Origin of the sequence: Synechococcus sp. R65.1 (assembly GCF_047461755.1) — a bacterium.
Lineage (GTDB): Bacteria > Cyanobacteriota > Cyanobacteriia > Thermostichales > Thermostichaceae > Thermostichus.
Genome location: NZ_JANSHU010000014.1, coordinates 15,206 through 36,312, shown reverse-complemented (window position 1 = coordinate 36,312; position 21,107 = coordinate 15,206). Strand labels below are relative to the sequence as shown.

12 protein-coding genes are annotated in these 21,107 nt (G+C 59.3%); 3 read left to right on the top strand and 9 right to left on the bottom strand.

Annotation, left to right across the window (positions count from 1 at the left end):
• Window positions 1–54: 54 nt before the first annotated feature.
• The 5 genes from NW814_RS07470 to NW814_RS07450 form a co-directional block, all read right to left on the bottom strand.
• Window positions 55–4,836: a response regulator gene (locus NW814_RS07470; protein WP_414405799.1), complete on the bottom strand. Its 4,782-nt coding sequence runs from the start codon at window positions 4,834–4,836 to the stop codon at window positions 55–57.
• 145 nt (window positions 4,837–4,981) lie between these two features.
• On the bottom strand, window positions 4,982–7,336 hold the full coding sequence (locus NW814_RS07465) for a methyl-accepting chemotaxis protein (protein ID WP_414405798.1): 2,355 nt from the start codon (window positions 7,334–7,336) through the stop codon (window positions 4,982–4,984).
• A 300-nt stretch (window positions 7,337–7,636) separates the two neighbouring features.
• Window positions 7,637–8,155, bottom strand: coding sequence for a CheW domain-containing protein (locus tag NW814_RS07460; protein WP_414405797.1), 519 nt, complete (start codon window positions 8,153–8,155; stop codon window positions 7,637–7,639).
• 100 nt (window positions 8,156–8,255) lie between these two features.
• Entirely contained in the window at window positions 8,256–8,621 is a 366-nt protein-coding gene (locus NW814_RS07455; RefSeq protein ID WP_414405796.1) for a response regulator transcription factor, read from the bottom strand.
• A 296-nt stretch (window positions 8,622–8,917) separates the two neighbouring features.
• Window positions 8,918–10,057, bottom strand: coding sequence for a response regulator (locus tag NW814_RS07450; RefSeq protein ID WP_414405795.1), 1,140 nt, complete (start codon window positions 10,055–10,057; stop codon window positions 8,918–8,920).
• Between the two features lie 171 nt (window positions 10,058–10,228).
• Between NW814_RS07450 and NW814_RS07445 the strand changes: the two genes are divergently transcribed.
• The gene (locus NW814_RS07445) at window positions 10,229–10,522 is read left to right on the top strand and encodes a YggT family protein (RefSeq protein ID WP_414405794.1); all 294 of its coding nucleotides are present in this window, start codon (window positions 10,229–10,231) and stop codon (window positions 10,520–10,522) included.
• Here NW814_RS07445 and NW814_RS07440 read toward each other — a convergent pair.
• Window positions 10,519–11,631, bottom strand: a complete 1,113-nt coding sequence (locus tag NW814_RS07440; protein ID WP_414396661.1) for an electron transfer flavoprotein subunit alpha/FixB family protein — start codon at window positions 11,629–11,631, stop codon at window positions 10,519–10,521. The genes NW814_RS07445 and NW814_RS07440 overlap by 4 nt on opposite strands.
• 29 nt (window positions 11,632–11,660) lie before the next feature.
• Window positions 11,661–12,485: an electron transfer flavoprotein subunit beta/FixA family protein gene (locus NW814_RS07435; RefSeq protein ID WP_414405793.1), complete on the bottom strand. Its 825-nt coding sequence runs from the start codon at window positions 12,483–12,485 to the stop codon at window positions 11,661–11,663.
• A 554-nt stretch (window positions 12,486–13,039) separates the two neighbouring features.
• Between NW814_RS07435 and argS the strand changes: the two genes are divergently transcribed.
• Window positions 13,040–14,836: an arginine--tRNA ligase gene (argS, locus tag NW814_RS07430; protein WP_414405792.1), complete on the top strand. Its 1,797-nt coding sequence runs from the start codon at window positions 13,040–13,042 to the stop codon at window positions 14,834–14,836.
• 86 nt (window positions 14,837–14,922) lie between these two features.
• On the opposite strand, the gene psaB is transcribed toward argS, so the two are convergent.
• Both psaB and psaA read right to left on the bottom strand, forming a co-directional pair.
• On the bottom strand, window positions 14,923–17,157 hold the full coding sequence (gene psaB / locus NW814_RS07425) for a photosystem I core protein PsaB (protein WP_414405791.1): 2,235 nt from the start codon (window positions 17,155–17,157) through the stop codon (window positions 14,923–14,925).
• A gap of 21 nt (window positions 17,158–17,178) precedes the next feature.
• Window positions 17,179–19,446 (bottom strand): photosystem I core protein PsaA, encoded by a 2,268-nt coding sequence (gene psaA, locus NW814_RS07420; protein WP_414405790.1) that lies wholly within the window; start codon window positions 19,444–19,446, stop codon window positions 17,179–17,181.
• Window positions 19,447–19,840: 394 nt separating this feature from the next.
• Here psaA and NW814_RS07415 point away from each other — a divergent pair, with 394 nt between their 5' ends.
• Window positions 19,841–21,106 (top strand): metallophosphoesterase family protein, encoded by a 1,266-nt coding sequence (locus NW814_RS07415; RefSeq protein ID WP_414405789.1) that lies wholly within the window; start codon window positions 19,841–19,843, stop codon window positions 21,104–21,106.
• Window position 21,107: the final 1 nt, after the last annotated feature.

The window sequence follows — 21,107 nt, the reverse complement described above, 5'->3', positions numbered from 1 at the left end:
CACCTTCCAATCTCCTCTGGAGTCAAGCCCTTTGGCGATCCTGGCGTCGCCCCTTCAGGAAGGGGGGGCAGGCTTCAACAACTGCTCCCCTTGCAGCATGCGGGCAGCAGCGCTGAGCAGCTCCTCCTCCAGGTAGGGCTTGGTGAAGTAGGCAGTGGCCCCCAGCTCCCGGGCTGTTTGCCGGTGTCGTTCTGCCCCTCGCGAGGTGAGCATAGCTACCGGAATATGCTTGAGGTTGCTGTCTGCCCGTATGCGGGAGAGCAACTCTAGGCCGTCCATGCGCGGCATCTCGATGTCGCAGAAGACGAGATCGCAGCGCAAGCCGCCGCGGAGCTTTTCCCAGGCATCCTGGCCATCGCGGGCCTGCTCCACCCGGTAGCCCACCTTTTGGAAGGACATGGAGAGCAGCTCTCGCACGGTAATCGAGTCGTCCACAATGAGCACCGTGGTCTGATGGGTTTCCTCGGCCCTTGGCTCCTCAGCGCGACGCTCTGCCCAGAGGCGGCTGAGATCGCGACGGCGGCCTTGAGCCATATCCACCAGCTCGAGGACGTCAGCAATCGGCAGCACCCGCCCGTTCCCCAACACCGTTACCCCAGAGATTCCCGGCGGCTTAGGCACAGGGCCGCGCAGTTGCTTGATCACGATCTCCTGCTCTTCCACAAAGCTGTCCACCTGCAGAGCAAGGTACTGGCCCGCACTTTGGAGGACAACGATGGGAATGATACCCTCATCCTGGGTGACGGTATAAACCTCAGAGCGGCTGCGGCTGTGGCTGCGGCTGTAGGACAACAAGCTGGAGAGGGGCTGGAAGGGAAGACGCTGATCCCGCCAGGGAATGGTGGGCCGTCCCTGCTCATCAGGCTGCACGGCGTCGACGGGAACATCCAGCATCTCCTCCACGCCGTCGAGGGGGAAGGCAATCAGGGCCTTGTCGCTGACACACACCATCGCCTTGGAAATGCTCAGAGTGAGCGGCAGGCAGATGGTGAAGGTGGTGCCCCTGCCGCGCACAGAATCCACCTGAATGCTGCCGCGCAGTGCAGTGATGTTGCGCCGCACCACATCCAAGCCAACCCCTCGCCCAGCCAGATCGTCTACCTCGCTAGCCTCGCGGCTGCTGAAGCCGGGGTGGAAGAGAACCCCAAATACTTCGTCTTCGGTTGCTTCCTCTGACAGCAGCCCCAACCTTTGCGCCTTGGCCTTGACCTTCTCCACCGGGATCCCCGCCCCGTCGTCGGAGACGACAATGATGGCTTGGTTGCCCTGGTAGAAAGCCTTGACGGTAATCTTGCCCTCAGGGGGCTTGCCCAAGCGGCGCCGCTCTTCCGGCGGCTCGATCCCGTGCACCAGGGCGTTGTTCACCAGGTGGGTTAGCGGGTCGGAGAGCTCTTCCAGAATGGCCTTGTCGATAAGGGTGTCCCGGCCTTCCACCACCAGGCTGGCCTGCTTACCGGTTTTGAGGGAGAGGTCGCGAACAGCTCGGGGCAAGCGGTCGGCAATTTGCGCAAAAGGCACCATGCGCGCTCGGTTCAGGCCCTCTTGCAGTTGGGCGGTGACCTGCCGGAACTGGCGGGCAATCTGCTCCGCCTCATTCACGGCAAACTCAATGTCGGAGGAAGACTCACGCACCCGCACAATGAGCTCGATAATCTCCTGGGCCAGGGCGTGGAAGGCCGTAAACTGGTCCATCTCCAGCTTGTCAAACTCCTGGCCTGTGGAGTGACCTACTCTGGCGCGGCTGGATCCCTCGCCGTTGCGACTGGAGCCCACTGCTGCCGTGCTCCTGCGGCCAGAAAACAGCGCTGCTTCCAGCAGGGAGCGGTCGTACTGATCCCGCATGCGCTGGCTCAGCTCCCCAAGCTGCTGGACACGGCTCAATAGGCCATCGAGAAATTGGCGCAGACGAGTTTGGTTTTGCTCTATGCTATTGCGAATGACAACCAGCTCTCCCACCAAGTTGTTGATGAAGTCCAGGTGACGCACCTCCACCCGCATTACAGAGCTACCTAGGGCAGCCCGCCGGCTGGCCGGTGTTGCTGGCGTAGCGGGTACTGCTGGGGTGGCTGCTGGAGCAGTAACAGCAGGGGGAGGAGGCGCAGCAGGAGCCTGGGGAGCGACCTCGAGGTCGCCTAGGAGCAATTCCAGTTGGGCTGCGAAGTCGCTGGCGGCTTCTGCAGGGGGAGCAGTAGCCTCTTCCAGCTTAGGAGTCACTGCTGGTTCAGCAGCATCAAAGAGAGCAGCCAGATCGTCCAGGCTAGGGCTGGAAGAGCCTTCTAAAGCTTCTTCTGCCGGGGTCTGCATCTTGCCCTCAGCCACAGTTGCGCCCAGGGCGGCCAAGGGCTCATCCTCGGCAAACAGGCTTTCCAGTTGCCTGGCCAGGTCTTCCTCTGCTGACTGCAGAGCCCTACCCTCCTCTGCTACCTCTGGCGGAACTTCTGCAGCTAAGTTGCTTGCTGGCGAGGCTTCTAGGTCACCCAGGGGGGCTCCTTCCTGCGTGTCTGCCGCTGCGGCAAAGAACCGGCTCAGCTCCTCCAGATCGATCTGGCTGTCGCCATCAGTATCCACAGCCGATGAAGGTTCGCCAGCCCCCCTGCCCAGCTCTTCGGCCTCGGCCTCCTCGGCAAACAACACCTCGAGACGGTTGAGAGAATCCTCCGAGAAAGAGGCAGCAGCTGCTGCAGAGGGCTCCTCTTCTGGGGCTGGAAACATCTGCTCCAGGAGCGCCCACTCCTCCTGGTTTTCTGGGGCCTCCACCGTCTCACTAGCCAAGAGCTCAGCCAGACTCAGCTCAGCCGTGAAGCCCTGGGCTGCCGCAACCTTTGGCTCCTCGAGGCTTTCAGACTGCTCGGCTGCTTCCGACCAGGCCAGCTCTGCCGCCCCAAGAAGATCCTCTAGGCTCTCCTCGGCAGGGGATCCCTCCTCGACCTCTGCCCAAAGCTCCACCCTGGGAGTTGACTCCAAGTCAGGCAAGGGAGAACTCTCAACGGCTAGCTCCTCCAGCTCAAACGGGGCCTCCACTCCACCACTTGCAGCCGCAAAGTCGAGGCTCGCCGTAGGCCTTTCCGCAGGTGCTTGGACCGTCAACTCCTCTTCGGTGACGTTCCAGAGAGCTTGACCTGTGTCCTCAGCCTCTGTCTGCTCAGCAGCGCCAGCCTCCGCTGTTGCTTCGCCCGACACTTCCGCAAACAGCGCTGCCAGATCCGCTTCCGCTCTCCTCTCTTCTGGGATGAGCTCCTCGAACGCTGCTGAGGAGAGTTCAGAGGCAGGAGGGATCAGCTCTGGTGGAAGTTCTTCGATATCGGATAGCTGTTCCGCGTTGGCAAACAGCTCCTCAAAGGCCAAGGAGACTTCTTCCTCCAAACTCAAGGGAGTGGCGTCGAAGTCACCTCCACCCACGGCCCAGTCGGCTTGTGGCACCCCCTTCTCCTGAAGCCAGTTCATCTCTGCGGAGCCAGCAAGGCCTTCTTGGGCAAGGTCGGCGGCAGCTTGCCCGTCTTCCTCTATCCCCTTCTCGGCAAGCATCTCCGGCCGGCCTAGCTCTGGGTGTTCTGTTTCTTGGCTTTCGGCTTCTAGGGCTTCCTCTAACCCAGATTCTCGGCTTAGAGCCGGAGCAGAGAGGACGGCCTCGGGTTCGGCAGAGGACAGTTCTGACTCAGCCTCCTCAGCAACTGTCGGCACGCGGCGGAAGGCCAACAACTCTGCAGAGGGCTGGATGCTCTGGGCTGCTCCGCTAGCCAGAGCCTGGTGGGCCTGCTTAAGATCTCGCAACACTGGCAGAGCCACCTGCCGTAAATCTTGGGCAGGATCTGCCAAAATCTCCCCAACCAGGCGCGCTAGGGCTGTCCAGCCGCCCAGATCCACACCCTCGGCTTGCCCCACCTCCTGCAGGGATTGGGCGATGCTCTGCAAGGCGGGCCGCGTAGCGGGGTCGTCGGGCCGTTTGAACAGCTCCAGCATCTGGCGCAGTAGGGCCGGGATCCGCTGCTGGATCACCACGTCCAAGGGATCAGGGGGTGCAGCCGGCGCTGCCGGGCGGGCCAGCTGCTGCAATTCTGCCGAGGCACTCACCTCCTCAGCCCTGCCTGCCAAGATCAACTGCTGCCCTTGCTTGAAGTCCCGCAGGGCAATCAACGCCAGCGTTCGCAGATCGGCATTGGGGTTGCCCAGCGCTTGCTCGAAAGTTTCTGTGAGCTGTTGCCAGCCTTTCAAGTGATGAGTTTGCCCGATTTGCTTGAGGACGGCATTTGCCTCCCGCAACTGCTCGCGCACGCCCGGCTGATCCCCTTGCTTGAACAGCTCCAACATCTGCCGCAACTGCTGCGGCACCACTTCCACCATCTCCTGCTGAAGGCTGCGAGCTGCCGACGGCGGGGCAACAGCCGGAGCGGGAATGGAGGGGGGGCCTTCGCCCAGAAGACTGCGAATGTGCTTTTCGGCCTCCTGAAAAACTGGCTCCAATCCTGCCAAAGTGGAAGCGCTGAACTCCTGGGTGAGGCCTTGGGGGCTCTGCAGCTCGTCCAAGAGCGCCGTCAGACCATCAAAGACCTGCAGCAGCAGTGTTTCCAGGTGCTGATCCACTGGCACCTCGCCCGGACGAGAGCGAAAGATGTTAAAGAAGTCTTCTAGGCGGTGGGCTGTTCGCTGAATGCTGGTAAGGCCCAGCATGGCTGCTCCCCCCTTGATGGAGTGAGCAGCTCGGAATAGCTCATTGATTTGCTCAGGGTCGCCGACCGTGTCCCGCAAGCTGAGGAGCCCTTGCTCGATAGTGGCCAAGTGGTCGCGGGCCTCTTCGATGAAATAGTTGAGAATCCGCTTTTGTGCTTCTTCATTCATGGCAGGAGGCTCCTCCTACGGCCCACAGTTTTAGTAGTAACAAATTGGACACAGGAAAACTTGCCTCTGCGCTGATTGGCAGGGGGCTCCCAAGGAGACTCGGGATCCTTACTCCCTAGAGTGCCCGCGAACCAGGCAAATTTGCTCATTCATCTCCCACTCGGAAGCGACCCACGGAAGCTTGAAGCTCACGGGCAATGCCCACCAACTGCTGCAGCGAAGCAGCCACTTTCTGCGCCTCTTCGGATGTCTCGTTGGCTGTCAGCGCCACTGATTGCATGAGGTGGGCCACAGCGCGAGAGGTCTCTGTTTGTTGTACGGTAGCCTGAGAAATGGCCCGCACCAACCTATCAATCTGGTGGCTGACCTCGATGATCTCGTCCAGACTGTTTTTGGCCTGCTCAGCCCGCCTTGTTCCCTCGATCACCACCTGGGTTCCCTCTTCCATGGCTGTCATGACGTTGCTGGTCTCCGACTGGATCTGCAGCACAATCTGCTCGATCTCTTTCGAAGCTTTGGCGGCTCGGTCAGCCAGTTGTCGCACCTCATCGGCCACAATGGCAAAGCCCCGTCCCGCCTCGCCGGCCCGCGCGGCCTCGATACTGGCGTTGAGGGCAAGCAGGTTGGTGCGCGAGGCAATTTGTGAGATCAAAGCCACAATCTTGGAGATCTCCTGGGAGGATTCTGCCAAGCGTTTCACCTTGCGGGTCGCCTCTGCTGCCACTTCCCGAATCTCCAGGATGCTGGCCACCGTGCGATCCACGGCTTCTCCGCCTCGGGCAGCTGCTTCTGTAGCCTGGGCAGCGACATTGGCTGCCTCGCGAGCATTGCCAGCCACCTCCTGAATGGAGTCTGTCATCTCCTGAATGGAGTTGAGGGAGTTGGAAATCTCCTCCGCCTGGCGCAGGGCGTCGGCAGAAAGGTTGCGGGCAAAGTCCTCGCTCTGTAAAGCTGCATCGTTCACAGCGGCTGCGGCCCGCTTCACTTGAATCACGATGTCCCGCAGGCTGCGAATGGTCAGGTTGAAAGAGTCAGCAACAGCTCCGAGCACGTCAGCGGTAACCTCCGCCCGCACCGTCAAGTCCCCGCGGGCTGCCCCCTCCACATCGTCCAGGAGGCGGATCACTTGGCGTTGCAAGTCTTCCTTAGCCTGCCCCTGTTCAGCAGCCCGCTGGCTGAGGTCAGCAAAATGGGCCTCCAGGGCAGCAGCCATCCGGTTGAAGCTGTCGGCCAAGCGCCCCAGCTCGTCATCTCCTCTCGCCTCTGCCCGCACGGAATAATTCCCCTGGGCCAGGGCGGCAAAGTGTCCGGCCAGCTCTTGGGTAGTGGCGCGAAGGCGCTGGGCATGGCGGGAGGCAAGGACAGCCCCAACCCCTGTGCCAATGACCCCCCCGCCAACTACGCCGGCCAGCAGGCGGGCTCCACCGTTGGCTGGGATCCCTAGGCCAATGGCCAAGCCGGCAGCCAAACTGACCACCCCTTGCATCAGCGCCAGGGTCAGCTGATTGGCTGTCAGTCGGCTAGGCAGTTCCCCTCTAGGTATGCTGGGGAGAGGAACGGAGAGAGTCGGCAAGCTTTGTAGCGTTCTAGCCGTTTCTCCTGTCTTGCCCTCATCGGCGCCGAGGGCCGCCGGCTCGCTCCTGCCTGTGCCGGCCAGTTCGCGATCCAAGCTGTCCAACTCGTCAGGCTCAAAGAGCACCGTAGAGCCAGCGCTGGCTGTATCTTCGTCGGGGGCAGGGATCGGCTCGCTCATGGGGGCGGCCAATTCCGTCGGCAAGCTTTCTTCTAGGGATCCCCCTTCCTCAAAAGTGGGTAGAGAAAAGCCTATCTCCTCGGGAAAATCGGCACCGCTAGCCAATTGAGTAACAGCATCGCTTTCCAGATCTTGCGGCTGTTGCTCAAACTCGTTGAGGAAGGCAAAGTCGTCCTCGAGCATCGGCTCTGCCTGAGGTTGCTTCACACCCCCTCCCGTTGTTCGAGGAGTCGTGGGCAGGGGCTGAGAGGAGCCCAACAGGGCTGCTGGCTCCACTGAGAGTCTCGTCTCGAAAGGTTCGGCAAATTCTCCAAAGCTGTTGCTCTCCGCAGCAAGGGGATCGGCCCCAGCTTCTCTCCTCTCCTCAAACGCAAACTGGGAAAAAGGATCCGACTCCTCCAGTTGAGCAGCAAACCCCTCCCGAGGCTGAAGCTCGTCCTCCTGCGGTAAAGGGGGAGCCTCTGCTAGCTCCGGCGCCACCTGCAACAGCTCCTCCAGGCCCCTACGGGCTGCTTCCAGATCCTCAGGATCGCTGGCTGTTTTGAGGATGGTATCGTAGGTATGGCGGGCTTCCCGCAGTTGCCCCGCTTGCTTCTGGGCCGAAGCCAGCAACAGCTTGACCGCCGTATCCTGAGGTTGAGCAGCGGCCACCTGGCTGAATAGACGCACTGCCTCAGCGTAGTCTCCCCGCCAAAAGGCAACCATTCCCTCAGTGAAGTCTCTCTGATTGTTTGCGCTGGAAACCATGGCTCCTCCCTTCCCTGCTTGGCTACCTCTGGGACTGCTTTAGCCTCAATGCACAGAACTCACCCCATACCAACCCCTCAAAGTCGCTAGGTCGCCATAAAGCTGTAGTAATATGCTCATGGACTGCTTTTCCCCTCCAACCCTAAAGCTTTGGGGGCAAGAGCTAGCGCAACACATCCCCAGCAAGCTTGGGGCAAATCTTTTGGGAACAGGCTCCAAGCTGTTTCCCCTGTCTAGGGAGCAATCTCGATAAGAACTATACATCCTCCTTTTCCTGGCGAACTTATAGGCGGCTCCTCATCAGCCCCAACGATTAGATTTCAGGATGGCCGACGGATCCAGGAACGGCAAGTGAGCCCCTGTCTCTGGCACCACCCATTCTCCTCGCAAGAAGGGAGCTAGCGACTCAGGAGCCTTCTGAACAGGTTGCAGCGATTCCGTCTTGAGCCACTCCATGCCCCCAATGGAGTCCACAGCCAATCCCATCAGCAAATCCTGTTGATCCATTACAGCCACCACAGGCAGCTCGGCACGCTCAAGATTGAGGGGGGGACTGATCCCCAAGAATTGCCCCAGGTCTGCAACCCAGATCACTTCACCCCGCAAGTTGAGTGTGCCCAGCAAAACCGGTGCCACATTGGGCATGGGGGTAATCTTCTCAGGGCCAATGCTCATCACTTCCACAATTGATACTGCCGGCAATGCAAATTCTCCGCCGGTAGCAACCTTGAATTTCAGGAATAGCTCACCTTCAGGAGCCTCAATTTCTCTCAATTCCTGGGTTTCGTCCCCCATCAACAAGTCCAGATCCCCCACCATGATGCTCCCCCCTGTGGATGGTCCTGTGGAGAGGTGGCCACCGCTCCCTTGCCCGGGTCTAGAGCCCCCCCTGGGCTCTGCCGGAAGGCATAGAAGCGGGCTAGCCCCTTAGTAATCGCTTAATCGTACCCACCAGTTCCTGCGGCTGAAAAGGCTTGACGACATAGGCATCTGCTCCCTGGCGCAGCCCCCAGTAGCGGTCGGCTTCCTCACCCTTGGAAGAGCACATGACAATCGGAGTGTTCTGAGTAAGCGGGTCAGCTTTGAGAAGACGGCACACCTCGTAGCCGTTCATGCGGGGCAGGACGATGTCCAGCACAATCAGGTCGGGTTTGTTCTGCTTTACCGCCTCTACAGCTTCCACTCCATCTTCCACGGTCATGACCTCGAAGCCGTTTTCCTGCAGCAGCTTACTGATCATCTCCCGCTGGGATTGGCTATCTTCTACCACCAAAATGCGACTCATTTTTGGCCAGTCTCCTTGATCTCTTAACCATTAACCTAATTGGTGGAGCAGAGACTCTGCAAACATGTCGGGTGCTTTCATTTCCCTTCACCGGAGCACTTCGTAGCCGTTCCTGCGTGGCCTCCAGGTAGGTAACTGGTTATCCACTATCACTTTGACCATCGCCTGTACCCCCCAGCCATTGGCCTGCTGCGACTGAAGCCTATTGCTCAGCTCTGGGGCTGTGGGCCAGCCGTGCTACCCCTATTGTTTCGATACGGCATTCCTCCGTCCGGTACTCCCTCTCCCGTTTGATCCTATTCGCCGCCCTGTTTGGGAGGTGGGCCCACGTAGGATTCGACGACGGTCAACAACTCCTTCTCAGAAAAGGGCTTGCCCAGAAACTCGTTGGCCCCCGCCATGCGGGCTTTAATTCGGTCAGAAAAACTATCCTTGCCGGTGAGCATCACGATGGGGGTTTCATGGAACTGGCTGGATTTGCGCAACATGGCGCACAGCTCATACCCATCCAGCTTGGGCATGGCCACATCGCAGAGAATCATGTCGGGGTTGAGGAGAAACACCTGTCCCAGAGCTTTGAGGGGGTTGCCAATGGTGGTAACCCGGTAGCCCTCGTTTTGCAGGATGAACTCCACGGTTTTTTGGATAGCCATGGAATCGTCGATGCAGAGGATGTGAGCAGGCTTGTCGCTAGGTTTGAGGGGTCTACTAGGCTTGGGGCCAGCAAGGGGGACAGGCTCGGACAGGTGGATTGCCCCCTGCTGCACATAGGGATAGAAGGCTTTGGCCACTAGCAGGATGTCTCGGCCCAGGTAGCGGGCCATCTGGCGAATGCTGGTTTTGCCGTCTGACCACTCACTCAGAGCTTTGAAGACGGCGGCTGGCAGGGTTTGCTGGAGGGGCAGGGGGTTGACGATGGTGGGGGCTTGGTTGGGAGTCTGGATGTAGGGATGCAGCTTCTTCCACTCCTGCACTTGGGTCACCATCTCAGTGAGCAGGGAAGTGACCGGGAAGGTGGTCAGTTGGGGGGCCAGAGGAGGGCCAGCCTCGAAAATAAAGGAGCCGTGGTGAAGGCTGAGCAGATCAAAGAGGACTTCCCGCACCATGCCCAGAAGGATTTGCTTACCTTGGTTGGGGTTGAGCTTGTGGTTTTCCAGCAAAGACCAGAGGCGGCTGTACTCGGGGATGTTCACCGCTGCTTTGGGTGGCATCTGAATTTCGTCTAAGGCAGCTTCGAGCTGGAAGCGGCGCAGGTAGTCCCTGAGACGAGCAACGTTGCCTTCGCCTTCAGAGGCATAGATGATTCGCCCATTGAGGAAAAAGATGAACCAGTAGAGGGAAGGGTTTGCCTCCACGACAAGTTCGCCGGTGCGCTGGCCCAACTCGATCAGCTGGAGAATGCTGCGGATATCGATCTCTTGGAGTCTTCCCTGCATGGGATCCCTCCCTGCAGTCAGCAAGATACGACCATTATGGCGCTAGTCTCCAACGGCTGCCTGTAGGACTATCTTGGAAATGGAGTTAAAGTTTTAAGAAGCTGAGTCTAAGGTTAGAGCCGAGGCCTACATCCCCCTTGGGCTCCGAATCCCCTAGTTCCTGCAAGACGTATGCTGCCGATATTCGCTGCCTGGGTGCTAGGTCCGCTGTTGGCAACTTACACCGTGCTGTTTGTGCTGCGCATTTTCCTGTCCTGGTATCCGCAACTGGATACTTCCCGCCTTCCCTACTCCCTGGTGGTCGGCCTAACAGAGTTTCTGTTGCGCCCGACACGCCGCCTGATCCCGCCTCTGGGGGGTGTGGACATGGCGCCTGTGGTTTGGGTGGGCCTAGTAACCCTGTTGCGGGAGCTGTTGCTGGGGCAGCAGGGTCTGCTAACGATGGTCCTACACCCGTCTTTCTAGGGCTTTTGTAGGAGAGGGAGCCGCTGCTGGAAGGGTTGTTGGACATTGGCTCCTTCTCGCCTCTCCTCCTGAGCCTGTTTCAGGTGCCGAATTAGCTCTGGCACCACCTGGTAGAGATCCCCCACAATGCCGTAGTGGGCGAATTTGAAGATGGGGGCGGAGCTGTCCTTGTTGATGGCGATGATAAGCTGGGACTTGTCCATGCCGACTCGGTGCTGGATGGCTCCCGAAATGCCACAGGCAATGTAGAGCTGAGGACGGACAGTTTTCCCCGTTTGGCCTACCTGGTGGGCATAGGGGATCCAGCCGGCATCGACAGCCTTGCGAGAAGAGCCAACGGCGCTGTTGGGGAAACAGGCGGCTAGCTCCCTCATCAGCTCAAAGCCTTCCGCGCATCCCAGGCCGTAGCCGCCTGCAACGATGACTTTGGCGCGGCTGAGATCCACTGCCTGGGAAAGGTTGCGCACCGTTTCCACAATGTGCAACTTTAGATCCTCCGGCTTCAGGTTAACCGGCACCGGGATCACCTCCCCCTGGCGAGATCCGTCCCATGGCAGGGGCAGCATCACCCCGGGGCGCACCGTGGCCATTTGCGGATTCTTCCAAGGTCCAAGAATGCGGGCTTTGAGCGATTCGCCAAAGCTGGGCCGAATGGCGTACAGGCAGGCGGGGAAGAAGCCAGCCTTGCTGGGATCTCTGCTGTTGGTGTACTCAAAGGGGCCGATGTCCAGCTCGGTGCAATCGGCGGTCAAGCCCGTTTCCAGGTGGGCTGCCAAGCGGGGGGCCAAGTCGCGGCCAGTGGTGGTGGCGCCAAATAGCAAGATGTGGGGCGGCTGAGGCCAGCTTTTGATGAGATCCACGATGACGCGGCGGTAAGGCAGAGTGCGGTATTGAGCCAGCTCTGGATGATCGGCAATGAAGACTTGATCCGCCCCGTGGCCGATGAGAAGGGAGGGCAAGTGGGCGATGTTGTGCCCAAGGACCAAGGCACTCAGGATCCCTCCTAGCTTGTCCGCTAGCCGTCGCCCCGCTCCTAACAACTCCAGAGCGATGGGCTGTAGCTCCCCGTCTACCTGCTCGGCAAAGACCACTACCCGCTTGCTATCCATAAGTTGGGACTCCTCTCGGGGTGGGGAAGCTAAGAGGTCAGGGTGTAGCGGAACAAGTCGACGGCTTGGGTGAGTTGTTGCACCAGTTGGGGCAGCGGCTGCCCCTGAAAAACTTGACACCGGCCGCCCATCTCCCCAACTTTTTCGGTAGCGGCCACAATGGTCGGGGATCCCTTGAGGCCACAGCGATCTGGATCGGCCCCTATGTCGTCTAGGCTAAGAATCTGGATGACCTCAGCCCGTGCTGCCTCGTCCCGCATGAGCCGCTGCACCCGCTGCATGCCGCGCAGGGTAGGGTAGGCCAAGCGTCGCGCTGTGTTGGCCACTGTAACCAGAACCGGCAAGGGCACCCTTACTGTCTGGGATCCTCCTTCGATAGCCCGCCGCGCCACCAAGATCCCCTCTTGGATCTCGAAGGCCTCGCAATAGGTAACCTGAGGGATCCCCAGCCGCTCCGCCAACTGGGGCCCCACTTGGGCTGTATCGCCGTCGGTGGTCTGGAGCCCGCAGAAGAGGATATCCGGCTGGCCCGCATAGCGAACTGTCTGGGCCAAGGTGTAGGCAGTGGCCAAGGTATCGGAAGCAGCGAGGCGGCGATCGGTTATCAGAATGCCCCGATCCACGCCGTGGGCAATGGCCTCGTAAAGTACCTCGATGGCTGGCGGTGGCCCCATGGTGATTGCCGTCACCCTGGCCCCGTGCTGGCGTTTGGTTTGGAGAGCCGCTTCCAGGGCGTAGCGATCAAAGGGGTTTAACATCCGCTTGGCCTTGGCCCGGTCGATGGTGCCATCGCTGTTGACGCCCGTTTTGCTGTTAGGATCGGGCACTTGCTTAATCAAAACAAAGGTCTCCAAGGGCCCTTGTCCCCTACTGATCTCCTCTAAGGTAGAAGGGATTTCCTGTCTCACGAAACTTATTCAGCTTTTTTTTGGGATCACTACCAGCTTTAGTCAGCCGTTACTTGTTGTTACCGTTTATCTGTTGCTAGCAGCCTTTTGGCGAGCTCAATCGACAAGCTTACTAGACCTTGCCAAGCCGATGGAGTTAGCCTGCTTAATTTCACTGGAAGACAAAGTTTCTTGTCTACAGGTAAAGTGCCGGTGGTTGCAGTTGGCATTAAGTAGCAACAGACTTCATGCCGTAACTTTGGCGGTGGCTGAGGTGAAGGCCCCTGAACGCCTCTTGCGTAGCGCAGGGCAATCAAAACCAGAGGTGTAGCCGCAACTGCTTCGCGGCAAGGCAGACTGCTCTCATCCGTTGGAAATTGCCATCCTCGAGACACTAGGATTTTGGTCTTCACTCCCTAGAACCAGGCCGGCTGGAGCAGAGAGGAGGCAGTTGTGTCAAAATCAAGAGACGCGCTGGTGCCCAGTTGAGCTTTCGCAGAGTTGTCTTGGTACCCTCAGCCATGGTCACCCAGTCCCTATCCACCTCCCTGATTCGCTTTCTCACCGCTGCCGTAGCCGAAAGCATTCAACGGGCAGCCGCAGCAGGGCAACTGGGATCCTTGACTCCCGAGCGGGCAGCCGGCGTGGTGCCAGTTGTTCAGATCCCCAGCGATCCTCGCTATGGCGATTACGCCTGTCCCACTCCCTTGGGAATGGCCAAGCTCTGCCGCCTAGCGCCGGCTCAGATCGCTCAAACTCTGCGAAAACACCTGGATTTGCCGGATATTGAAACTGAGGTGGCAGGGGGAGGGTACCTCAACTTTCGGCTTGGGGATCCCTTTTTGGCCAGGCGACTGCAAGAGTTGTTGAGGTTGGGGGAGGACTTTGGCAAAACAGCTACCCCCCATCCCGAGCGCATTTTGCTGGAATATGTTTCCGCCAACCCAACAGGGCCGCTGCACGTAGGGCATGGCCGCTGGGCGGCGGTTGGCTCCACCCTGGCTAACCTGCTGCGCTGGACAGGCCACCAAGTGGAGCGGGAGTTCTACATTAACGATGCCGGCAATCAGATGCGGCTCTTAGGTCAGTCTCTAGAGGTGCGGGTGCGGCAACTCCAGGGCGAAGAAGTGGCTCTGCCAGAGGACGGCTATCACGGCAGCTACTTGATCGATATTGCCCGGCGGCTGCTGGAGCAAGTGCAGGCTGGGATCCGCCCTCTGCCAGCCAGCCTAGAGGAATACATAGAGTTTGCTTATGAGGAAATCCTGGCCTGGCAAAAGCAGACCCTACAGCAGTTGCGCACCGAGTTCGATCACTGGTTTAGCGAGCGCTGCTTGCATACGCCAGATCCCCAGACGGGCCTGAGCGCTATCCAGCAGGCTTTGCAAGAGCTGCAAGAGCGCGGTTTTCTCTATAGGGCTAGAGCGCCGCGAGGCGAGGATCCCAAGCTAGGGGCCGAGGAGGCCGTTTACTTCAAAACCCAAGAATTTGGCGACGACAAGGATCGGGTGGTGCAGAAGGCTGATGGCTCGTTTACCTACCTAGCGGCTGATATCGCTTACCACCGCGACAAAGTCCGGCGGGGCTACCAGCGGCTGATCAACATCCTTGGCTCGGATCACCATGGCTATATTGGTCGCCTGAGGGCAGCGGTGGCGGCCTTCAACCCAGAGGTGAAGCTGGAAATCCTGATTGGCCAATTTGTCAAGTTGTTTAAAGCTGACCCGGAAACTGGAGAGAAGGTCGAAGTGCGCATGTCCAAGCGCACTGGCAATTTTGTTTCGCTAAACGATCTCATCGAAGATCCAGAAATTGGCGTGGGGGTCGACGCAGCGCGCTGGTTTTTGCTCAGCAGCAGCATGGACAGTCCCATCAACTTTGATTTGGATTTAGCTGTCAAGCAAACTTTCGATAACCCAGTGGTCTATGTCCACTACAGCCACGCCCGCTGCTGTACCCTGTTGCGGCGGTTACAGGAGGAAGAAAAAGTGAAACTAACTGACGAAGTTGCCCTGACGGAGCAACGAAGACTGCCCTACAGAGAACCCGAAGAGCGAGCCTTGCTGTTGCGCCTGTTGGCTCTGCCGGATGAGCTGATTGCCGCTGCCGAGGAGCGCGCCCCGCATAAAATCATCCGCTATGCAGAAGCCGTTGCTGCCGATTTCAACAAGTTTTACGACAACTGCCGCATTTTACCTCTCTTGAAAGAGGATCCCCTCTTGGCGCAAGCCCGCATTCAACTAGTGCAAGCTACGCGGCAGGTCTTGTTTAACGTGCTCACTGGCATCCTCGGCCTAAGTGCCCCCGAGTCCATGTAAAGCTTGGCCGAGTTCCTATCCAAGGTTCGAGCAGTAAAAAAGGGATCCCACTTATAGGGATCCCTGGAGTTGCTTTAGCTAGGCAGTTAGCCCGACAAGGAAGCTGTCGAGGCGATGAGGAAGGCCGCGTAGGTCAGCACGTACCCCACTGTGAAGTGGGCTAGACCCACCAAGCGCCCTTGCACAATCGACAGGGCCACTGGCTTATCCTTCCAGCGGATCAAGTTAGCCAAGGGAGTGCGCTCATGCGCCCACACCAGTGTCTCGATCAGCTCTTGCCAGTAGCCGCGCCAGGAGATGAGGAACATGAACCCCGTGGCCCACACCAGGTGGCCGAACAGGAACATCCAGGCCCAAACCGACAGGTTGTTCATCCCGTAGGGGTTGTAGCCGTTGATCAACTGAGCGGAGTTGGCCCAGAGGTAGTCCCGCAGCCAGCCCATGAGGTAGGTGGAGTTCTCGTTGAACTGGGCAGTGTTGCCGCTCCAGATCCCCAGGTGCTTCCAGTGCCAGTAGAAGGTGACCCAGCCAATGGTGTTCAGCATCCAGAACATGGCCAGGTAGAAAGCATCCCAGGCCGAGATGTCGCAGGTGCCGCCCCGACCTGGCCCATCGCAGGGGAAGCTGTAGCCGAAGTCTTTTTTGTCCGGCATCAGCTTAGAGCCGCGGGCATCCAGCGCCCCTTTGACCAGAATCAACGTGGTAGTGTGCAGGCCTAGGGCAATGGCGTGGTGCACCAGGAAGTCCCCAGGGCCAATAGGCAGGAAGAGGAACCCATTGGGGTCGTTAATGGCTTGCAGCCAGCCTGGCAGCCACACGTTGCCGTGGTTGGGCCAAGCAGTGGAGGCAATGCTGTTGGGATCCGACAACAGCACGTTCATGCCATAGAGCATCTTGCCGTGGGAGGCCTGGATGAACTGGGCAAACACCGGCTCGATCAGGATCTGCTTCTCCGGCGTGCCAAAGGCCTGCATGACGTCGTTGTGGACGTACAGCCCCAGCGTGTGGAAGCCCAAGAACAGCGACACCCAGCTCAGGTGGGAGATGATCGCCTCCTTGTGATCCAGCACCCGCGCCAGCACGTTGTTCTTGTTGGCCTCGGGATCGTAGTCCCGCACCAGGAAAATGGCTCCGTGAGCAAAAGCTCCTACCATCAAGAAGCCAGCAATGTACTGGTGATGGGTGTAGAGAGCCGCCTCCGTGGTGTGATCCATGGACATGAACACATAGGGGTTGAGGGCGTACATGTGCTGGGCCACCAGCGAGGTCACCACCCCCAAGCAGGCCAGAGCCAGTGCCAACTGGAAGTGCAGGGAGTTGTTGACCGTGTCGTAGAGGCCCTTGTGCCCTTCGCCCAACAGGCCCCCAAAAGGAGTGTTCTTGGGTGGGTTATGGGCGCCCAGGATCTCGCGGATGCTGTGGCCAATACCCCAGTTGGTGCGATACATGTGCCCAGCCACGATGAAGATCACCGCAATGGCCAGGTGGTGGTGGGCCATGTCCGTCAGCCACAGAGACTGGGTGTTGGGGTTGAAGCCGCCCAAGAAGGTAAGGATGGCCGTCCCTGCCCCTTCTGCCGTGCCCCAGACGTGGTTGGCCGTGTCTGGGTTCTGGGCGTACACCCCCCAGTTGAGGGTGAAGAACGGCTTCAGGCCCGCTGGGTGGGGCAGGGTGGTGAGGAAGTTGTCCCAACCTACGTGCTGACCGCGGGACTCAGGGATGGCCACATGGATCAGGTGGCCCGCCCAAGCCAAGGAGCTGACGCCAAACAGGCCGGCCAAGTGGTGGTTGAGGCGGGCTTCGGCGTTCTTAAACCAGCTCAGGCTGGGGCGGAAGCGAGGCTGCAGGTGCAGCCAGCCAGCAAACAGGAACACCGCTGCTAGTAGCAGTAGGCCAATGGCGCCGGCGTAGAGATCGCCGTTGGTGCGTAGGCCAATGGTGTTGAACCAGTAGTACAGGCCAGAGTAGGCCGCATTCACAGGGCCGCCGCCCCCCGGTTGGGTAAAGGCTTCCACCGCTGCCTTGCCAAAGTGGGGATCCCAAATGGCGTGGGCAATAGGCGTGACGCCGGTGGGGTTGGCCACCCATTGCTCATAGTTGCCCTGCCAGGCGATGTGGAAGACGTTGCCAGAGGCCCACAGGAAGATGATCGCCAGATGGCCGAAGTGAGTGGCAAACAGCTTTTGGTAGAGCCGCTCCTCTGTCATGCCATCGTGGGTCTCAAAGTCGTGGGCGGTGGCAATGCCATACCACAGACGTCGAGTAGTGGGATCGCTGGCCAGGTCTTGGCTGAATTGGGGAAAACGAGTTGCAGTGGTCATGATTGTCTCTTCCTCCTTGCCTTAGCCGAGTGCGGCAAACCGTGCCAGGAAGAACGCCCAAGTGGTCACGATTCCGCCCAGCAGGTAGTGGGCCACACCGACCGCCCGCCCCTGGATGATGCTGAGGGCGCGAGGTTGAATGGCCGGAGCAACTTTCAGCTTGTTGTGAGCCCAGACAATTGACTCAATGAGCTCCTGCCAGTAGCCGCGACCGCTGAACAGGAACATCAAGCTGAAGGCCCAGACGAAGTGGGCGCCCAAGAAGAGCAGCCCGTAGGCTGACAGAGCTGAGCCGTAGGAGTTGATCACCTGCACCGATTGGGCCCACAGGAAGTCCCGCAACCAGCCGTTGATGTTGATAGCGCTGGCCGCAAAGTTGCCTCCGGTGATGTGCTCAATCGTGCCGTCCGGGTTGACGGTGCCCCAGATGTCGCTCTGCATCTTCCAACTGAAGTGGAAGATCACGATCGAGATGCAGTTGTACATCCAGAACAGCCCCAGGAACACGTGATCCCAAGCGGAGACTTGGCAAGTGCCGCCGCGGCCCGGGCCATCGCAGGGGAAGCGGAAGCCCAGCTTGGCCTTATCGGGGATCAGGCGAGAAGAGCGGGCAAACAGCACCCCCTTGAGCAGGATCAGCACCGTGATGTGGATGGTCATGGCGTGAATGTGGTGAACCATGAAGTCCGCCGTGCCCAGCACCATCGGCATCATGGACACCTTGCCACCCACAGCCACCACATCACCCCCAAAGATGGGGCTTACCGAAGCGCCCACATAGGGAGCAGTGCTAGCGATGGCCTTGGTGTGCAGAGATTGAATCCACTGGGCAAAAATGGGCTGCAGCTGGATGCCTGTATCCGAGAACATGTCCTGCGGACGGCCCAGAGCCTGCATCGTGTCGTTGTGAACGTAGAAGCCGAAGGCGTGGAAGCCCAGGAATAGGCACACCCAGTTCAGGTGGCTGATGATGGCGTCGCGGTGGCGGATCACCCGATCCAAGACATTGTTGCGGTTCACCGCCGGGTCATAATCGCGAACCATGTAGATGGCCCCGTGGGCAGCGCCGCCAACGATAAACAGGCCCCCTATCCACATGTGGTGGGTAAACAGGGAGATCTGGGTGGCGTAGTCAATGCCCATGTAGGGGTAGGGGTTCATGGCGTACATGTGCTGGGCCACGATGATGCTCAGGGATCCCACCATGGCCAGGTTGATGGCCAGTTGGGCGTGCCAAGAGGTGGTTAGCACTTCGTACAGACCCTTGTGGCCCTCGCCCGTGTAGGGGCCCTTGTGGGCTTCCAGGATCTCCTTAATGGAGTGGCCAATGCCCCAGTTGGTGCGGTACATGTGGCCAGCCACGATAAAGAGCACGGCGATGGCCAGGTGGTGGTGGGCCTGATCCGTCAGCCAGAGGGCGCCCGTTTGCGGATCCAGACCACCCTTGAAGGTGAGGAACTCCGCGTACTTGCCCCAGTCCAAGGTAAAGAAAGGCACCACCCCGCTGAAGAAGCCCCAATCCACGCTGGGGAACATCTCCTTCATCAGGGCCGGCTTGAGGATGAATTCATGGGGCAGAGGGATCTGGGCCGCCGGCACGCCGGCATCCAACATCTTGTTGATGGGAATGGCCACGTGGATTTGGTGACCAGCCCAGGCCAGCGCACCTAGCCCCAGCAGGCCCGCCAGGTGGTGGTTGAGCATCGACTCCACGTTTTGGAACCACTCCAGCTTGGGAGCCCGCTTGTGGTAGTGGAACCAGCCAGCAAACAGGCAGAGGGCGGCCATCACCAAGCCGCCAATGGCCGTTACCAGGAGCTGAAACTCATTGGTGATGCCGGCAGCCCGCCAGAGGTGAAAGAGGCCCGACGTGATGCGGATCCCTTCAAAGCCGCCGCCCACATCGCCGTTGAGGATCTCCTGGCCAAAAATGGGCCAGACTACCTGGGCGCTGGGCTTGACATTGATGGGATCAGCCAGCCAAGCGGAGTAGTTGGAAAACTGAGCGCCGTGGTAGTACATGCCGCTCAGCCAAACGAAGACCACCGCCAGGTGGCCGAAGTGCGCCGAAAAGATCTTGCGAGAGATGTCTTCTAAGTCGCTGGTGTGACTGTCGAAGTCATGGGCAAGAGCATGCAGGTTCCAGATCCAGGTCGTGGTCTTGGGCCCTCGCGCCAGGCTGCGATCGAAGTGCCCTGGCTTGGCCCATTTCTCAAATGAGGTGGGAACTGGATCGATATCAACCGAAACCTTGACTTTCGGCTCTCGCTCCTTAGGTGTAGTTGTCATCAAGAACTCCTCTCTTGCGACCAGGAACGAAGCACCCCCGCCCTAGCAAAACTGGGGATTCTCCCCTGGGCGGGACTTACCTGGCATTATAGGTCAGCCTCTGTAAACCCCCTGTCGCTTCACAATAATTAAACTCAGGAGCCAGGCATCCCCTCCCACCTGAGGGATTACGGCAGGCTGGGGATCTCTCCTTCGCATAGTTGTGTAACGGACTTTCAGCTTGCAGAAAGAGCTGGCCGGGATGGATCACTCGTTTCAGTGGCTAGCCTAAATAATCGGTCTGGCAGCAGAAGGGCAGTGCCTACCCCAGCGGCGTGAAGCCGAAAATTGCGGGGCAGGGATCCCTCAAGATCCGTTTGCTAAACTGTGAGCAATTTGCTGACAAGCTCTGGCGATGGCCACTTCTACCTGCACCTTTTTGCATTTGGCCGATGTGCATCTGGGCTGCGACCGCTACGACAGTCCAGAACGGAGCAAAGATTTTTTCTTGGCCTTTCGGGATGTGGTGCGCCGCCATGCCATTCAGAAGCGGGTAGACTTTGTCCTCATTGCTGGCGACCTGTTTGAGCATCGACAAATTCAGCCGGGGGTTCTCAACCAAGCCCAGCTTGTCTTGCGGGAGCTGAAGCAGGCAGGGATCCCGGTTTTGGCCATCGAGGGCAACCACGACAGTCGCCCCTATGGTGTCAAGACCAGTTGGCTGCGCTACTTGGCCGATCATGGAGAGCTCATTTTGCTGGAGCCAGAGGAAGGGGAACAGGGCCTGGAGCTGCACCCCTGGTCAGACGGGCGGGGGAGCTACTTAGATCTCCCCTGTGGGGTGCGGGTCATCGGCTCCCAGTGGTACGGGTCAGCGGCTCCCAAGTCCATTGAGCAGTTGGCGGCAGCTATTCGGCAGTTGCCTCCTGGCCCCGAGCGGGTGGTGTTGATGTTCCACCACGGACTGGAAGGGCAAATTGCCCGCTACCAGGGCGCCTTGCGCTACCGGGATCTCCTGCCTCTACGGGAGGTGGGGGTGGGCTATCTAGCCTTGGGACATATCCACAAAAGCTATGCAGAAGAAGGCTGGATCTTCAATCCAGGATCGCTGGAGGCCACCAGTACTGCTGAATGGGACCTTCCGCGAGGGGCTTATCGCGTCCGCTGGGGAGAGGGACCGCCCCAGGCAGAGCTGGTGCAGGATTACTACCAAAGACCCTGTCAGCGACTCTACCTCGAGGCTAAGGGTCGAGAAACGCCTGCCGAAATTGCTGCAGCAGCCCTTGCCATGGCCAAGGAAGTTGGGCCGCCAGGCGACGGGCCAGAGCCGCTGGTAGAGTTGCGGCTGGTAGGCCAGGTGGGCTTTGCCAAGCACGAGCTGGATAGCCGAGCTCTGCAACGGCAAATTCAGCAGCTTACTGGTGCCCTGGTTGTCCTGTTTCGTTTCGAGGCCAATTCTCTTGAGATTGGCTCGGCCGCTCTTTCCCTTGAAGAAGAGCAAAGGCTCCAAGTTGAAGAGAAAATCTATAGGGATCTGCTGAGCAGTCATGCCCACTACCGGAAGCGCAGCAAGGAGCTGGCGCAGCTGCTTTTGGATCTCAAAGAAAGAGTCTTGGAGGGACAAAGCGAGGCAGAGATATACACCCGCCTGAGCAGAGCCTTTGTAGGAGAAGAAGACTGAT

Coding starts and splice junctions, on each gene's coding strand:
- NW814_RS07470 (WP_414405799.1), bottom strand. CDS start 4,836: ATGAATGAAGAAGCACAAAAGCGGATTCTCAACTATTTCATCGAAGAG.
- NW814_RS07465 (WP_414405798.1), bottom strand. CDS start 7,336: ATGGTTTCCAGCGCAAACAATCAGAGAGACTTCACTGAGGGAATGGTT.
- NW814_RS07460 (WP_414405797.1), bottom strand. CDS start 8,155: ATGGTGGGGGATCTGGACTTGTTGATGGGGGACGAAACCCAGGAATTG.
- NW814_RS07455 (WP_414405796.1), bottom strand. CDS start 8,621: ATGAGTCGCATTTTGGTGGTAGAAGATAGCCAATCCCAGCGGGAGATG.
- NW814_RS07450 (WP_414405795.1), bottom strand. CDS start 10,057: ATGCAGGGAAGACTCCAAGAGATCGATATCCGCAGCATTCTCCAGCTG.
- NW814_RS07445 (WP_414405794.1), top strand. CDS start 10,229: ATGCTGCCGATATTCGCTGCCTGGGTGCTAGGTCCGCTGTTGGCAACT.
- NW814_RS07440 (WP_414396661.1), bottom strand. CDS start 11,631: ATGGATAGCAAGCGGGTAGTGGTCTTTGCCGAGCAGGTAGACGGGGAG.
- argS (WP_414405792.1), top strand. CDS start 13,040: ATGGTCACCCAGTCCCTATCCACCTCCCTGATTCGCTTTCTCACCGCT.
- psaB (WP_414405791.1), bottom strand. CDS start 17,157: ATGACCACTGCAACTCGTTTTCCCCAATTCAGCCAAGACCTGGCCAGC.
- psaA (WP_414405790.1), bottom strand. CDS start 19,446: ATGACAACTACACCTAAGGAGCGAGAGCCGAAAGTCAAGGTTTCGGTT.
- NW814_RS07415 (WP_414405789.1), top strand. CDS start 19,841: ATGGCCACTTCTACCTGCACCTTTTTGCATTTGGCCGATGTGCATCTG.